Annotated in this window: 12 protein-coding genes and 1 pseudogene; 8 read left to right on the top strand and 5 right to left on the bottom strand. The window is 73.9% G+C overall.

Annotated features, from left to right (window positions below; all coding sequences use genetic code 11):
• Positions 1-17 precede the first annotated feature (17 nt).
• A complete protein-coding gene (locus tag ACFYVL_RS39190; RefSeq protein WP_389253847.1) occupies positions 18-1073 on the bottom strand; it encodes an alpha/beta hydrolase in 1056 nt (351 codons plus the stop codon).
• A gap of 195 nt (positions 1074-1268) precedes the next feature.
• Here ACFYVL_RS39190 and ACFYVL_RS39185 point away from each other — a divergent pair, with 195 nt between their 5' ends.
• Complete coding sequence (locus ACFYVL_RS39185; RefSeq protein ID WP_389253845.1) at positions 1269-3221, top strand: serine/threonine-protein kinase; 1953 nt, start codon at positions 1269-1271, stop codon at positions 3219-3221.
• On the opposite strand, the gene ACFYVL_RS39180 is transcribed toward ACFYVL_RS39185, so the two are convergent.
• Positions 3208-4143 (bottom strand): hypothetical protein, encoded by a 936-nt coding sequence (locus ACFYVL_RS39180; protein ID WP_389253843.1) that lies wholly within the window; start codon positions 4141-4143, stop codon positions 3208-3210. The genes ACFYVL_RS39185 and ACFYVL_RS39180 overlap by 14 nt on opposite strands.
• Positions 4140-4844, bottom strand: coding sequence for a hypothetical protein (locus tag ACFYVL_RS39175; protein ID WP_389253841.1), 705 nt, complete (start codon positions 4842-4844; stop codon positions 4140-4142). The genes ACFYVL_RS39180 and ACFYVL_RS39175 overlap by 4 nt, the downstream gene beginning before the upstream one ends.
• A 272-nt stretch (positions 4845-5116) precedes the next feature.
• Between ACFYVL_RS39175 and mqnC the strand changes: the two genes are divergently transcribed.
• On the top strand, positions 5117-6313 hold the full coding sequence (mqnC, locus tag ACFYVL_RS39170) for a cyclic dehypoxanthinyl futalosine synthase (protein WP_389253839.1): 1197 nt from the start codon (positions 5117-5119) through the stop codon (positions 6311-6313).
• A gap of 7 nt (positions 6314-6320) precedes the next feature.
• On the top strand, positions 6321-6869 hold the full coding sequence (locus tag ACFYVL_RS39165) for a hypothetical protein (RefSeq protein ID WP_389253837.1): 549 nt from the start codon (positions 6321-6323) through the stop codon (positions 6867-6869).
• Here ACFYVL_RS39165 and ACFYVL_RS39160 read toward each other — a convergent pair.
• A complete protein-coding gene (locus ACFYVL_RS39160) occupies positions 6866-8230 on the bottom strand; it encodes a DUF4241 domain-containing protein (protein ID WP_389253835.1) in 1365 nt (454 codons plus the stop codon). The two genes, ACFYVL_RS39165 and ACFYVL_RS39160, sit on opposite strands and share 4 nt — an antisense overlap.
• A 167-nt stretch (positions 8231-8397) precedes the next feature.
• On the opposite strand from ACFYVL_RS39160, the gene ACFYVL_RS39155 reads away from it, so the two are divergent.
• From ACFYVL_RS39155 to ACFYVL_RS39140, 4 genes and pseudogenes are all read left to right on the top strand, one after another.
• Positions 8398-9090 (top strand): demethylmenaquinone methyltransferase, encoded by a 693-nt coding sequence (locus ACFYVL_RS39155; protein ID WP_389253833.1) that lies wholly within the window; start codon positions 8398-8400, stop codon positions 9088-9090.
• The gene (locus ACFYVL_RS39150; RefSeq protein ID WP_389253831.1) at positions 9090-10124 is read left to right on the top strand and encodes a glutaminase; all 1035 of its coding nucleotides are present in this window, start codon (positions 9090-9092) and stop codon (positions 10122-10124) included. The genes ACFYVL_RS39155 and ACFYVL_RS39150 overlap by 1 nt, the downstream gene beginning before the upstream one ends.
• A 123-nt stretch (positions 10125-10247) precedes the next feature.
• Positions 10248-10316: pseudogene (locus tag ACFYVL_RS39145) on the top strand (zinc-ribbon domain-containing protein); the annotation flags it as partial.
• 30 nt (positions 10317-10346) lie between these two features.
• A complete protein-coding gene (locus tag ACFYVL_RS39140; protein WP_389254001.1) occupies positions 10347-12932 on the top strand; it encodes a hypothetical protein in 2586 nt (861 codons plus the stop codon).
• 130 nt (positions 12933-13062) lie between these two features.
• Here ACFYVL_RS39140 and ACFYVL_RS39135 read toward each other — a convergent pair whose 3' ends face one another.
• Positions 13063-13620: a GNAT family N-acetyltransferase gene (locus tag ACFYVL_RS39135; protein ID WP_389253829.1), complete on the bottom strand. Its 558-nt coding sequence runs from the start codon at positions 13618-13620 to the stop codon at positions 13063-13065.
• A gap of 120 nt (positions 13621-13740) precedes the next feature.
• Between ACFYVL_RS39135 and ACFYVL_RS39130 the strand changes: the two genes are divergently transcribed.
• The gene (locus ACFYVL_RS39130; protein ID WP_389253989.1) at positions 13741-15024 is read left to right on the top strand and encodes a geranylgeranyl reductase family protein; all 1284 of its coding nucleotides are present in this window, start codon (positions 13741-13743) and stop codon (positions 15022-15024) included.
• The last annotated feature ends 540 nt before the right edge of the window (positions 15025-15564 follow it).

Genomic DNA, 15564 nt, shown 5'->3' with positions numbered 1-15564 from the left:
GAGCAGCAGGCGAGCAGCTAGAGGGAGGGGACGGGGGCCCGCAGGTGCGAGCTGATCCAGCTCAGGCTGCCCGCCTCCATGCCCCGTACGTACGTCGCCGGGTTGTGGACGCCGTCCGGGACGACCTCCAGCCGGGTCTTGATCGGACCCTTGCCGTAGTCCTTCATGAACCGCTTCACCCGGGGGATCAGCGTCTCCTTCGAGCCCACCTGGAACGCGAGGTAGACGTCCTGGCCCTTCTTGGGCCGTTTGATCAGGTCCGCGGCCAGTTTCCGGGGGTTGTTGGCCAGTTTCTGCTGCGGATAGTTCTTCCACATCGGGGAGTCCGGCACGATGTCCGGCCCCGAGGAAATCGCCGCCTTGAACCGCTCCGGGTGCTTGAGCACGGATTTCAGTGCGACGAAACCGCCGGACGACGAACCCATGAACGCCCAGCCGTCCCGCGAATTGAACGTACGGAAATTCGCCCTGACGAATTCGGGAACGTCTTCCGTCATCCAGGTGCCCATCTTCGGCTGTCCCGGAATGTCGCTTCCGTCGTAGTACCGCTTTTCCGGATTCAGTACCGGCATGACCACGATGAACGGCAGGCTGGTGCCGTCCTCGGACATCCGTCCGACCGTGTCCAGGAAGTGGTTGCTGGGCTTCGTCCAGTAATTGCTGTCGAAGCCGTACGACCCGGGCAGGGCGATCAGCACCGGGAAGCCGCTGTCCGCGTACTTCGGGTCGAAGTACTGCTTGGGCGCCCACACCCACACCTTGCCGGTGACCCCGGACCTGGCGCCGGCCAGCGTCGTCTGGGCGATCTTGGTGCCGTCGTCCAGGGTGCGGAAGACCTCGAAGTCGGCGCGCGGGCCCATCGGCATCCGGCTCACCCCGTCGCCGGAGACCGAGGCGCGGTTCAGCCCGCTGTGCTGGATGGCGCCCTCGCCGCCGAAGCCCTTGTTGAAGTCGAAGGCGTCGCCCTCGTCCGAGCAGCCCGTCAGGGCCAGCGTCAGCGCGGAGCCGACCAGAGCGGCGGCTATCAGGCGGCCGTGCATACGGCGGTGCAAGCGGCTGGGCAGGCGCTTCATCGATGGACTCCGGGCGGGTGGGGTGTGGGCGGCGTGAGGGTCGCGTAGAAGGAGATGCGGACTTCCGGACATCGGTTCGCCCGCTGCCCGACTTGTCCGGGTGATCCCGCACACGTCGGGCCTAGTCTGGTGCATTGGGCAATGCGCGAGGTCCCGTCGGGCTCGGCGGGACCGTTCACGGGGGAGTGCACCACCATGCAGCCGCTGGAAGCGGGCGAACCGCAGAATATCGGTGACTACCGACTGCTCGGACGGCTGGGGTCGGGCGGTATGGGCCGGGTGTACCTCGGGCGCAGCGCCGGCGGCCGGACCGTCGCGGTCAAGATCGTGCACCCGCACTTCGCCCTCGACGAGGAGTTCCGCGCCCGGTTCCGCCGCGAGGTGGAGGCCGCGCGGCGGGTCGGCGGGGCCTGGACGGCGCCCGTGCTGGACGCCGACCCCGACGCCGCGGTGCCGTGGGTGGCGACCGGGTACGTGGCGGGCCCCTCGTTGACGCAGGCGCTCGCCGCGCACGGGCCGCTGCCGGACCACTCCGTGCGCGTCCTGGGTGCCGGCCTCGCCGAGGCACTGACCGCGGTGCACGCGCTGGGCCTCGTGCACCGGGACGTGAAGCCGTCCAACGTGCTGCTCACCCTGGACGGACCCCGGCTGATCGACTTCGGCATCGCCCGCGCCACGGACGGCACGGCGTCGCTGACGTCGACCGGGGTGTCCATCGGCTCGCCCGGCTACATGTCGCCGGAACAGATCCTCGGCAAGGGCGTGGGACCGGCCGCCGACGTCTTCTCGCTGGGCGCGGTGCTGTCGTACGCGGCGACCGGCGCGGCCCCCTTCCCCGGCGACTCCGCCGCCTCCCTGCTCTACAAGGTGGTGCACGAGGAGCCCGAACTGGACGGACTGGAGGGCGACCTGCGCGACCTGGTCACCTCCTGTCTGGCGAAAACGGCGGCGGACCGGCCCACCCCGCCGGAGCTCGCGGCACGGCTGGCACCGGACGGGGCCGCCGCGGCGGTGGCGGCGGGCTGGCTGCCCGCAGCACTGGTGGCGGACGCGGGCCGGGGCGCGGTACGGCTGCTGGACCTCGAAGCGGGGGGCGCGGCCGGAGCCGCAGCCGCGGAGGTGGCGCCCTCGGGGCCGGTGCCGTTCACCCACGGAGTGGAGCGGAACGGCGCGGCTGCCGCACCGGCCGGACAGTTCGGCCCGGCCCCGGCGGGATACGGGACGCCGGCGGCGGGCGAGGGGAGCGGGGCCGGGGCGAGCGACGCCGCTGCAAGTGGGGGCGGGGGAAGTGGCGTCGGTGGAAGCGGGGGAAGTGGCGTCGGTGGGGTCGGCGCCGTGCCGCCCGCACCCCCCTCGGGGCCGCCCTCCGCCACGGGCGGGCCGGGCGCTCCCGGGCGACCGGGCGCCGCACCCGCGCCGTCCGGCCACGGCCCCGTACCGCCCGGTGACAACTCCGCGCCGCCCGGCCACGGTCCCGTACCGCCCGGCGGGAAATCCGCGCCGTCCGGCCGGCCCGGCATCTCCGTGTCCGTCGCCACCGAGACCGCCCTGCCCCAGGGGCCGGGCAGCACCGGCAGGCGGCGCAGCTGCACCCTGGTGCTGGCCGTCGCCGGGGTGCTCGCCGTCGGCACGCTCGGCGCGACCTTCCTGACCGGCCTGTGGGGCAACGGCGGTGCCGACGGCGCGGGGGAGCAGGAGCCCGGCGCGCGCGGACGTCCCCCGGCCGCCAGCAGCCCCGCCACCCCCGGCCCCACACCGCCGAAGGACTTCCCGTCCGGCGCGCCCGTCGCCGCCGTACCGGACGCCTTCCTCGGCAGCTGGTCCGGCCCCCTCACCGAAGGCACCACCGGAATGCCGCACGGCAGCATCACGCTGACGGTCACCAAGGGCGGCAAGGGCCAGGACGTCGTCAGGACCGACTACGACGCGTACGGCGCCAAGTGCTACGGCATCGGCAAACTCGTCTCCGCCACCACCGACGAGCTGCGCCTGATCGACCGCACCGACCCCGACCGGCCCTCCACCCCGCTGATCTGCGCCGGAGGATCCAGCGAACTGATCCTCACCCGCGCCCCGGACGGGACGCTGCGGTACTCGTCCCCGTCCGAGAAGCAGGGCAAGCCGTACGGCACCCTCACGAAGCGGTAGAACGGCCTCCGTTCCTGGCCTCCCGCTTTCGGCGCGCGGAGGCCAGGACCGCGATCGTCACCAGGCACACGACGCCGCCGACCATGACCCCGAAGACGACGCCGCCCGCGATCGGGCCGGGGGCGAACAGCGGCGGCAGCCGGTCGTCGTCCAGCGGGCTGCCGGCCCACTCGGGCTCGGGCCAGGGGTCCTCGGGCTCCTCGCGGGTGCCGGCCCGCTCCAGCTCGTCGAGCACCCGGTTCAGGCCGTCGGCGACGGGCACCTTGAGGTCCAGCTCCCGGCCCGTCCGCTCGGCCAGGTACGTCTTGACCCGGGTCCCGTAACCGGCCACGAACACTCCGCGCTCCCAGCCCGTGCCGGAGAGCAGATAGATCCCGTCCCTGCCGGACCTGTGGTGCAGGATCCGCAGGACCAGCGAGGGGTCGCCCGCCGACTCGTCGGCGTCGTCGACCGGGAGCGCGACGACGTACACCGGGGTGCGGAGCTTGGTGGCCAGCGCCTCGACCCGCCCGGTCAGCGCGGCCTCGTCGGCCGCCGACAGCGGAGCGGTCTCCGGGTCCGCGTACACCGGGGAGCGCTTCAGCCCGGCGAGCACCCGGTCCGTGCGGGCCGCCGCCTCGCGGGCGGTCGGCGGGGCCGCCGAGTCGTCGCGGGTCTCCCGGTCGAGGAGAACGGAGGCGCCGACCACCAGCAGCACGACGGACAGCACGGCTGCGGCGCCGCCGATGAGCCAGGTGGCGCGGGTGGGGAGGGAGAGCGGGTGCGGGGTGGTGCGGGGCCCGTTGCCGCCGCGGCGCGGGGAGGGCACCGGGCGGCCCGCGGCACGGTCGCGGTTGCGCTTGCGCTTGGCGTTGCGGGTGGCGGCGGACTTCGTGTCGCGGGTGGCAGGGGCCGCCTTCGGACTGCGGCGGGCGGCGGTCACCGGGCACCCCGCTGACGTTGGGTGCGTACGTAGACGATCAGCGTCAGCAGCACCGTGGGTACGGCGCCGAGCGCCAGCCCCAGCCGGCCGGACGCGCCGCGGCGCTGGTCGGCGGTGGTGTGCGGGGGTTCCGGCTCGTCACCCGAGCCGTACTTCTCCTCGTCGGCACGGGCCCGCTCCTGCGCCCGGCCCGATGCGAGCACGTCGACGAACCGCTCGAAGCACTCGGCGGCGGGGTCCTCGACGGGCTGCTCGTAGCGCGCGGCGCGGGCGGCAGCGGAGACGTCGCTCTGCGGGAGACGGGGGACGCCGTACGTACGGGCCTCGGCGAGCAGGTTCGCGGTGAGCAGGACGTACAGGCCGTCGCGCTTCAGCCGCAGGTGGACGGCGTCGAGGAGCTGCGACTGCTGGGGTCCGTCGAGCTGGGGGAGTGCGATGACGTAGGTCGGAACGCCGGTGCGGGCGGCGGCCCTGGCCAGGCGGGGGGCCTCGGAGCGGGGCAGCTCGCGGGGGAGCTGGTCGGAGACGTAGACGTTCGTCCCGGCCAGCTTCCGGGCCAGGAAGTCGGCTTGGCGGGTGGCGGTGGGGTCGGTGCTGGTGGCGGCGTGGGCCGTGGGGGCGCTGAGGGCCGGTAGCCAGACGGTCAGGAGGAGGGTGGCGGCGGCGAGGGCGCGGTGGCGGGGCCGGTACCGGGGTGGCACGGGGGTGGCCTCCTTGTGGGGGAGAGGAGGGGAGGGACGGGCGGCGGGGCTGGGCGCAGGGTACGGGGGAGGCGGGGGCGCGGTGCCGGGCGGGGCACCCGGGGCGGGTGGTGCGGGGCCGGGTGCGTCCGGCGAAGGGGAGTGGGGCTCCGCCGGGGGCCCGGGGTGGCCGGGCCGAGGGGGCTAGGGAGGGGTGGGGGAAGGGGGCTGGCGTAGGGTGGATTGGTCTTGCTTGATGGATGCAGTGCACCCCTTTGGGAAGGAACCACCCGGTGACCGAGAAGGCCGACCTTCAGTCTGTCCTTGACCGTGCCGCCGAGGGTGGCCGCATCACCCCCGAGGAAGCCCTCGACCTGTACCGCGACGCCCCCCTGCACGCGCTGGGCCAGGCCGCCGACGCCGTGCGCCGCCGCCGCTACGCCGGTACCGAGCACATCGCCACGTACATCATCGAGCGCAACATCAACTACACGAACTCGTGCGTGACCGCGTGCAAGTTCTGCGCCTTCTTCGCGGCGCCGAAGAGCGACGACGTGTGGACCCGCGACCTCGACGACATCCTGCGGCGCTGCGCCGAGACCGTCGAGCTGGGCGGCACCCAGATCATGTTCCAGGGCGGCCACCACCCGGACTACGGCGTCGAGTACTACGAGGAGCACTTCGCCGCGATCAAGAAGGCGTACCCGCAGCTCGTCATCCACTCCCTCGGGGCGTCCGAGGTCGAGCACATGGCGCGGATCTCCAAGGTGAGCACCAAGGAGGCGATCCAGCGGATCCACGCCGCCGGGCTCGACTCCTTCGCGGGCGCCGGAGCCGAGCTGCTCCCGGCCCGCCCCCGCAAGGCCATCGCGCCGCTCAAGGAGTCCGGCGAGCGCTGGCTGGAGATCATGGAGGAGGCGCACGGGCTGGGCGTCGAGTCGACGTCCACCATGCTCATGGGTACGGGCGAGACCAACGCCGAGCGCATCGAGCACCTGCGCATGATCCGCGACGTACAGGACCGGACGGGTGGCTTCCGCGCGTTCATCCCGTACACCTACCAGCCGCAGAACAACGCGCTGAAGGGCCGTACGCAGGCCACCCTGTTCGAGTACCTGCGCATGATCGCCATCGCGCGGATCTTCCTCGACAACGTCGCGCACATCCAGGGCTCCTGGCTGACCACCGGCAAGGAGGTCGGCCAGCTCTCCCTGCACTACGGCGCCGACGACCTCGGCTCGATCATGCTGGAGGAGAACGTCGTCTCGTCGGCGGGGGCCAAGCACCGCTCCAACCGCATGGAGATCATCGATCTGATCCGCAAGGCGGGCCGGGTCCCGGCCCAGCGCGCCACCACGTACGAGCACCTGGTCGTGCACGACGACCCGGCCAACGACCCGGTCGACGACCACGTCGTCTCGCACCTCTCCTCCACGGCGATCGAGGGCGGCACGGCCCACCCCGAGCTGAAGCTCCTCGCCTCCAACTGACGCCGACGTGCTGACCATCCACCGGGTCCTCGGGATCCGGGAGGCCGAAGGCGTCACGGGTGACGCGGTCGTCGTCGACGGCGACCGCATCTCCGCGATCGGGTGGTACGACGACCTGCTCCCGCACCTCGGTCCCGGGGCCAGGACCAGGGAGTGGGACGGTCATCTCGTCCCCGGCCGCTACGAGCCCGACGCCGTGCGCCTCCTCCAGACGCGGTACTGGCCCGACCCCCGCGAGGCGGACGTCCTGGGCACCGAACCGATATCCGGCTCCGCCCTGCTCGACCTCGACCTGACGGACGCCCGGTGGGGCGCCAGCGCACGGCGCGGCGTCCAGCGGCTGCTGGCGCACGGCACGACCGCCGTGGCCGGCCCCTTCACCCGCACCGCCGTACGGATCGCCGTCGAACGCTCACCGGTCCGCATCCTGCACGCCCCGCGCCCGAACCCCCTGACCCGCTCCGCCGTCGCGGACTTCGCCGTCTTCTCGGAGCCGGGCGGGGTGTGCCTGGTGACGGTCATCGGCGGCCGGCTGGTCCACCGGGGCCGGGCCTAGCGGGAGCCCTCCGGCAGGTCCGGGTCCCCTGCCGGGTTCCCCGCCGGGTCCGGGGCCTCCTGCCGGTTCCCCCGCCCGGTCCGGCGGGCCGCGCGGGACCGCTTCGGACGGGCCACCGACAGCTCCGGCAGCACGTACGGCTTCACCACCACGGACACCGGCTCGCCCGCCGCGTCCCTGCCCAGCCACACCGTGTACCCGCCGTCGCCGCCGGTCGGGAAGCGGATCAGCTGCGCCCCGGTCGCCGGGTCCGTCGCCCGCAGGTGCCCCTCGGCCAGCTCCTCCACCCCGTCCGGCACCGCCCCGTGCGCCTCCCGGAACGGCGGGGCCAGCACCGGCCAGGCGGCGGCGTCCGCGAAGCTGCCCGACGCCGTGTCCGTACCGAACCCGTACCCCTCGCCCTCCCGCAGCAGCCGTGGGTCCTCCCCGGCGGCCAGTGCCATCTCCCAGCTCACCACCGGCCCCTCGCCGATGCGCAGCCGGTAGGCCGTCACGTCCTCCCGCACCACGTGCTCGCCCATGAAGTCGTACGCGTAGCCCGCCCACGCGTTGTCCACCGGGTACGTCCCCGGCGGCACCCGCACGGTCAGCTCCCGGGGCGGAAGGTCACCGGACACCGGGCAGTCCACGACCAGCCGCCCGCCGGTTGTCCGCAGTGTGCCGACCGGGCGCACGTCAAGGACGGTCAGCGGCTCGTGCCGGTGGGCGGTCAGCGCAGTGCCCGGCACGAAGAGCGCGTCCAGGGCGCCGGGGCCCAGCGGCCGGGGCGCCGTCCACAGCTCGACGCGCCCGGCGGCCCCCGCCGGCCCCGGCTCCGGAGGTTCCCCCCGCTCGGCGGGCCCCTCCACCGTCCGGAAGGACAGCGGTCCCAGCTCCGCCCACTCCGGGCCGAACAGCGGCCACGCCCCGAACTCCGGACGGGGCGTCCAGCGCTCCTCGTCGGGGAACTCCCCGACGGTGTGCCGGCTGCCCCGGTGGTCCTCGCGAATCCGGACCGCCGGGCCGTCCGGGGTGAGCTTCAGCGAGCGGTGCAGCCGCGCCCGGAACTCGGCGGCCTCCGCGCTCCCGTACTCCCAGCTCTGCCGGAACAGGCACAGCAGCCGCGCCGGGTCGTCGAGCAGCCGCAGGTCCGCCTCCTCGACGCGTCGGCCGTACGCGTCGTACGCCCAGGACCCGAGGTAGTGCTCGCGCCACGACACGTACAGCACCTCCAGCGGCACCCGGCGGCCCGGCAGCCGCAGGACCACCGCGTACGGCTCGCCGGCCGCGTCCCTGGCCCGCGCCGCGTCCCGGGACAGCAGTGCCCCGGCCTCCCGGACCCCGGCCAGGTCCCAGCCCTCCGCGTACGACACCTCGATCATGGCCGCGCCCCCCTGGTCGCAACGGCGCCGGTTCACCGGCGGTTCCCCCGTGGTCCCTTTGTACCGCCCGGGTCCGACAACGCGGCGGGGCCGGGACGGCGGGCGCGGGCCCCGCCGAGGGGTCGGCCGCTGGCGCCCCGCCGGGGCGGTACCGGCACAATGGCCAGGTGACCCGCGCATCCTTGGACAAGCAGCCGCACGAAGTCGCCTCGATGTTCGACGACGTGGCGGCGAACTACGACCTCACCAACACGGTGCTCTCCCTCGGCCAGGACCGCATCTGGCGCAAGGAAGTGGCCAGAGCGGTGGACGCCCGCCCCGGTATGCGCGTCCTCGACCTGGCCGCCGGCACCGCCACCTCCTCCATGACCTTCGCCGCCACCGGCGCGTACGTCGTCCCGTGCGACTTCTCCCTCGGCATGCTCCAGGTCGGCAAGAAGAAGCACCCGCACATGCCGTTCGCCGCCGGTGACGCGACCAGGCTGCCCTTCCGGGACGAGTCCTTCGACGTCGTCACCATCTCCTTCGGGCTGCGCAACGTCGTCGACACCGACGCCGCGCTGCGGGAGATGTTCCGGGTGACGAAGAAGGGCGGCCGGGTGGTGATCTGCGAGTTCTCGCACCCCACCTGGACCCCGTTCCGGACCGTCTACACCGAGTACCTGATGCGGGCGCTGCCGCCGGTCGCCACGGCCGTCTCCAGCAACCCCGACGCGTACGTCTACCTCGCCGAGTCCATCCGCGCCTGGCCCGACCAGGCCGGACTCGCGGCCAGGCTCCAGGGCGCGGGCTGGTCGAAGGTCGGCTGGCGCAACCTGACCGGCGGCGTCGTGGCCATGCACCGGGGCACCCGGGTCTGATGACCCCCGCACGCGCCCCCATGGAGTCGCAGCACGGCCCCGACTCGCGGCACGGTCCGGAGTCCGAGCACGGGCCCGAGTCCGAGCACGGTCCGGAGTCCGAGCTGGAGCAGCCCGTGGACTTCGACTTCCCGGGCATCCTGCGGCAGATCGAACGGGACGTGCGCCCGCAGATCGGCCAGGGGCAGGTCGCCGCGTACATCCCGGCACTGTCCTGCGTCGACCCCGCCCGGTTCGGCATGGCCGTCGCCGACCTCGACGGCAAGGTGTACGGGGTGGGGGACTGGCAGCAGCCGTTCTCCACCCAGTCCATCACCAAGGTCTTCGCCCTCGCCCTCGCCCTCGCGCAGGGCGGCGACGAACTGTGGCGGCGCGTGGGCCGGGAGCCGTCCGGCAACCCGTTCAACTCCCTGGTCCAGCTGGAGTACGAGAACGGCATCCCGCGCAACCCCTTCATCAACGCGGGCGCGCTGGTCGTCACCGACCGGCTCCAGACCCTCACCGGCGACGCGAGCAGCGAACTCCTGGAGTTCCTCCGCCAGGAGAGCGGCAACCCGGACATCACCTTCGACCCGGAGGTCGCCACCTCCGAGTCCGACAACGGCGACCGCAACGCCGCACTGGCCTACTTCATGGCCTCGTACGGCAACATCACCACCGAGATCCCCGCCCTCCTCGACCACTACTTCTGGCAGTGCTCGATCGAGATGAACTGCGCGGACCTCGCCCTGGCCACCCGCTTCCTGGCCCGGCACGGGCTGCGCGCGGACGGTACCCGGCTGCTGCCGCGCCGCCTCGCCAAGCAGATCAACGCGGTGATGCTGACCTGCGGAACGTACGACGCGGCCGGCGAGTTCGCCTACCGGGTCGGGCTGCCCGGCAAGAGCGGTGTCGGCGGCGGAATCGTCGCGGTGGTGCCCGGGGTGTGCACGGTGAGCGTGTGGAGCCCGGGGCTCGACCCGCAGGGCAACTCGGTGGCCGGCATCGCGGCGCTCGACCGCTTCACCTCGCTGACGGGGCTGTCGGTCTTCTGACCCGCTTTCCCGCGTTCCCCCCGAGCCTCTGTGCGAAGGGTTATCGCGGAACCGACTTCCGGGCAGGATGAGTCGGTTCAGTCACTCGGCTGACCGGCTTCCTCTCCCTCCCGGAGTTTCCCCATGGCGCTGCACTGTCCCCACTGCGGGACCGCCACCCCTGACGAAGCACGCTTCTGCATGAGCTGCGGGCGGGAACGGGGAGCCCCGGAGGCGGCGGCCGTGCCCGCGCCCCCGGCACCGCTGCTGCCGCCGCCTCCCTCGGTGTCACCGCCGCCGGCGGCGTCGTCCTTCTCGCCGCCGCCCCCGCCGCCCCCGCCGCCTTACGGGGCGCCACCGCCGCCCGTCCCCGTACAACAGCCCTCCGCGCTCGGCCAGTTCGCCGGGCGGGTGCTGCGGACCGGGTGGGCCGGGGCGGCGAAGGCGGCGGCCTGGCCGCTCGGGCTGCTGCTCCTGGGGGCCCTCGCGCTGGCCGTCCCCACGTACGGACAGGACGGCGACAGCGGCAGTGGCGGTAGCGGCGACGGTGTGACGGTCGGCTTCGGCGACCGGTGGCGGGCGGCGCTGGCCGTGCTGTACCAGGGGTTCGGCGCCGGGCTCGAAATCCGGGCGCGGGCACGGGAGTTCGGGTCCGACCCGTCCACCGGGAGCGGCGGCGGCGTGTTCGGCGACCCGTTCGGCGGCGGCAGCGGCGGAAGCGGAAGCGGGTACGGCAGCGACTGGCCGGACCCCGCCGTCGGATCGGGCTTCGAGCTGTCCGTCGTACCGCTCACCGTCACCGTGCTGTGGATCGGCGCCCTGCTCGTCGGCGCCCGGATGCTGCGGCGCGCGCTCGCCGGGCAGGCCCGCGCCACCGGTCAACAGCCCTCCCGCACCACCGGACTTGAGGCGGCTGTGCGCGTCACGCTGCTGGTCACGGCGGGGGTGCTGCTGCTCGGCCTGTTCGCGCAGCCCGCCGTGGAAGAGGTCGAGCTGTCCATCTCGCCGGTGCTCGCGGCCCTGTGCGCGGGGGCGCTCGCCCTGGTCGTCACCGCCGGGGTGCTCCTGCGCGACGACCTCGCCCAGTGGGCCGGGCGGCGTCCGGGCACGGCGCTGGCGGTACGGGCCCTGGGCACGGCGGCACGGGCGATGGGCATCGCCGTCGCGCTGTGCACGGTGGCCGGGTTCGTGCTCGTCGCCACCGCCGACGGAACGGACGGCGACGACCTGCTGAGCCTGCTGCCGCTGCTGCCGAACCTGGGGCTGCTGGTGCTCGGGTTCAGCTGGGGTGTCCCGCTCGACTACGACGTGCAGGGCCGCCTCGGCTTCCTGGGCCTGGGTTCCGAACGCGGCAGCATCGGCCTCCCGGAGGCCGGTGAGGAGCTGGGGGCCGGCGCCGTGGTCGGCGCACTCGCGCTGGGGCTGGTGTGCGTACTGGTGCTGGCGGTACTGGCCGGGCGCCGGCTGCGCGGACAGCGCGGCGGACAGCTCCTGGCGGGCGGGCTGTTCCTGGGCCTCTTCCTGATCCTGGAGGCCATCGCGGGGGCCTCGTTCACCGCCTCGGGCGGGATCGGCGAACTCGGCTCGGTCCGCGGCACGGGCCGCGCGGGCCCGAACATCCCGTACGCGCTGCTGTTCGGCCTCGCCTGGGTCGCCGGGGCGATGGTGGTCGCGGCGTACACGGGGCGGACCGGCGGGGGACAGGGCGGCGGTCCGGACGGCGGCGCGACTCCGCACCCGGGCCCGGGATTCGCACCTGGCGGCACGATCCCACCACAACCGGGCGGACAGCCCACGGGGCAGGGGTACGGGCCGGACTCCGGACCGGGACAGCCCACGGGGCAGGGGTACGGGCCGGGCTCCGGACCGGGACAGCCCACGGGCCCGGGATACGGGCCGGGCCCTGGCCCCTCACAGCCCACGGGGCAGGGGTACGGGCAGGGCTCCGGCCCCGGACAGCCCACGGGCCCGGGACACGGGCCGAACCAGGGGCCCGCGCAGGGGCCGGGAGCCGGGCAGGCACCGGGGCAGTACTTCAGCGAGGCCCGCACCGCCGCTCCGGCCGTTCCCGCCGCCCGCCGCAGCCCCGCCCTCGTCTGGGGCGGCACAGTGCTCGCCGCCTTCGCCGTCGGCGGCGGCGTCACCGCGGGCGTACTCCTGCTCCAGGACGGCGGCCGGGGCGAAAGCGCGGGCTCCGCAGCCTCCGTACCCGCCACGCCGACCGCCCCGACCGCCCCGACCGCCGTGTCCGGCCCGACCGCGGCGTCCGGCCCCTCCGCGGGCCGGCCCGGCTCCGCGGGCCCGTCGGCCCCGGACACCCTGTCCCGGCCGTCCGCGACTCCCGCCGCCTCCGCACCGCCCCCCGGGACCTCCGGTGCCGTCCCGGCCGGGTTCCGGCGGGTCGACGACCCGGAGGGCTTCTCGCTCGCCGTGCCCGCACCGTGGACCCGTACGGAGAAGCAGCGCGGCCAGATCACCTACGCGGGCAGCACCGGCAAGGACCACCTGGTCGTCGGCGTCGTCCCGAACGCCCCGTACGCCTCGTCGTACGACAACTTCCGCACCCTGGAACAGGGCGCCCGGAACAGGCAGCGCGGCTACCAGCGCATCCGCCTCGAACGGAACACCTTCCAGGGCAGGCCGGGCGCCCTGTGGGAGTACACGTACACCGAGGAGCAGGGCGGCCGGACCGTGCACGCCGTCGACCAGGGCTACATCGCGCCGAACGGCACGGACTACTCCCTCTACGTGACGGCCTACGACAGCGACTGGCAGGACGGCGCGCAGGTCTTCGACCGCGCCACCTCGACCTGGCGGCTCACGCGCTAGCCGCGCCAAGAACGCCCGTACCCGCCGAGATCAGCGCAAGAGCAGGGATGTCCGGAAAGCCGGAGGCCCGGGGGCGAGCACACCGCACGTGCTCACTTCCCCGGGCCCCGGTCCGTCCCGCCCGCGCCGCTCAGAGCGCGAGCCGGTAGCAGTACCCCTTGCGTTCCGGCTCGGAGCCCGGCACCGCGAAGGTCTCCGCGAGCCGCATCCCCAGCCGTTCGGTGACGGCGACGGAACGGGTGTTGCGCGCGTCCACCATCGCCACCACCTCCGGTACGCCCGCGGCCCGTACCCGCTCCACGGTGGCCCGCGCGGCGGCCGTCGCGTACCCGCGGCCCCAGTGCGCGCGCCCGAGCCGCCAGCCGATCTCGATCTCGCCGACCGGGCCGAAGTGCTGGTGCGGCCAGGGCTGCGCGCCCGTGAAGCCGATCACCGTGTCGTCCTCGTCGAGCAGTGTCCACAGGCAGAAGCCCAGCTCGGCGTCGTGCTTGCGCTGCCGGGCCGTCAGCTCCTCGTACACCGAGACACCGGCCGGTTTCCCGCCGTGGAACTCCATGACCTCGCGGTCCTTGAACACGTCGTACCAGGCGTACGCGTCCTCCTCGATCGGCACTCGCAACCGCACCACCGGCGACACGGGTGGCGCCGCCGGGGAGGGTGCGTGGGACAAGGGGGGCGTGAGGGTCATGAGGGCAGCCCTTCGGGTGAGAGAGGAGTACGCCCCCATAGACTGCCCTTCGACCTGTGCCGTCAAGGCACTTAATCGCCTCCGAGTCTTACGGGAGACCCCGCCGTGACCGAGCAGCCCGTGACCGCGTCCCCTTCCGAGCACAGCGCCGATGTGATCGTCGTCGGCGCCGGACCTGCTGGTTCCGCCACCGCGTACTACCTGGCGAAGGCCGGACTCGACGTCCTCCTGCTCGAAAAGACGGCGTTCCCGCGCGAGAAGGTCTGTGGCGACGGTCTCACTCCGCGCGCCACCAAGCAGCTCGTCTCGATGGGGATCGACATCTCCGAGGAGGCGGGCTGGCTGCGGAACAAGGGGCTGCGGATCATCGGCGGCGGCCAGCGGCTCCAGCTGGACTGGCCGGAACTGGCGTCGTTCCCCGACTACGGCCTGGTCCGCAAGCGCGACGACTTCGACGAGCAACTGGCCCGGCAGGCGCAGAAGGCGGGTGCCCGGCTGTACGAGCGCTGCAACGTCGGCGCCCCGATCCTGGACTCCCGCACCGGCCGCATCACGGGTGTCGAGGCCAAGCTGGGCGAGGAGAAGCTGCCGGTCACCTTCCACGCGCCCCTGGTGGTCGCCGCCGACGGCAACTCCACCCGCCTCTCGCTGGCGATGGGCCTGCACCGCCGCGACGACCGCCCGATGGGCGTGGCCGTCCGCACCTACTTCACCTCGCCCCGCCACGACGACGACTACCTGGAGTCCTGGCTGGAGCTGTGGGACCGCCGCGGCCCCCAGGACCGGCTGCTCCCCGGCTACGGCTGGATCTTCGGCATGGGCGACGGCACGTCCAACGTCGGCCTCGGCATCCTCAACTCCTCCAAGGCGTTCAAGGAGCTGGACTGGCGCGAGGTGCTGAAGGCGTGGTGCGCGTCCATGCCGTCCGAATGGGGCTACACGCCCGAGAACATGACGGGGCCGATCCGCGGCGCGGCGCTCCCGATGGCCTTCAACCGCCAGCCGCACTACACCAAGGGCCTGCTGCTGGTCGGTGACGCGGGCGGGCTGGTCAACCCGTTCAACGGTGAGGGCATCGCGTACGCGATGGAGTCCGGGCAGATCGCGGCGGACGTCATCGTGCAGGCGCACGCCCGCGCGACGCCCGCCCAGCGGGAAATGGCGCTGGCCCGTTACCCGCAGGTCCTCAAGGACACGTACGGCGGCTACTACACGATGGGCCGGGCGTTCGTGAAGCTCATCGGGAACCCGAAGATCATGAAGCTGGCGACGGAGCGGGGTCTGACCCACCCGGTCCTGATGCGCTTCACGCTCAAGATGCTGGCCAACCTGACGGACCCTACGGGCGGCGACGCCATGGACCGCATCATCAACGGCCTCGCCAAGGTATCCCCCAACTCCTGAACACCCTCCGGCCCCCCACGCCCCGCCTCCTTGGGCGGCGGGGCCGCCCCCCGGGGGGCGGGACGGGCGGGCAAGGGGGCGGCCCCCGGCGGAGCCGAACCCTCCGGCCCCGCCCGGCCCCGGCCCTGGTCCCGCTCCGTCCCGGAATGGCCCGCTGCGCGGAGCTTCACCCCACCCCGCCCCTTCCCGAAACCTGGGCTCCGCCCCGGACCCCGGGTGGCGGGCCCGCCAGAGGCGGGTGCGTGCGCGCGGGTGGGTGGGGGTTGCTCGCGCAGTTCCCCGCGCCCCTGAAGGGCGCGTGCCTGCACCGGATGGGGGAGGTTGCTCGTGCCCGCGCGGCGGCAGCCGCACAGTGACGCAGCCCCGCGCCCCTGAAGGGGCGTTGCTCGCGCCCGCGCGGCGGCAGCCGCACAGTGACACAGTCCCGCGCCCCTGACGGGGCACGCCACGCTCGCCCCCGCGCGGCGGCAGCCGCACGGTGACACAGCCCCGCGCCCCACCCCGATCCCCCCGCCGCGCCTCCGCCCCCACCCCTCAGGA

The sequence above is a fragment of the Streptomyces sp. NPDC004111 genome, assembly GCF_042874215.1.
GTDB lineage: Bacteria > Actinomycetota > Actinomycetes > Streptomycetales > Streptomycetaceae > Streptomyces.
Note: the sequence above shows the minus strand (reverse complement) of the source record. Positions and strands in the feature narration are given on the sequence as shown.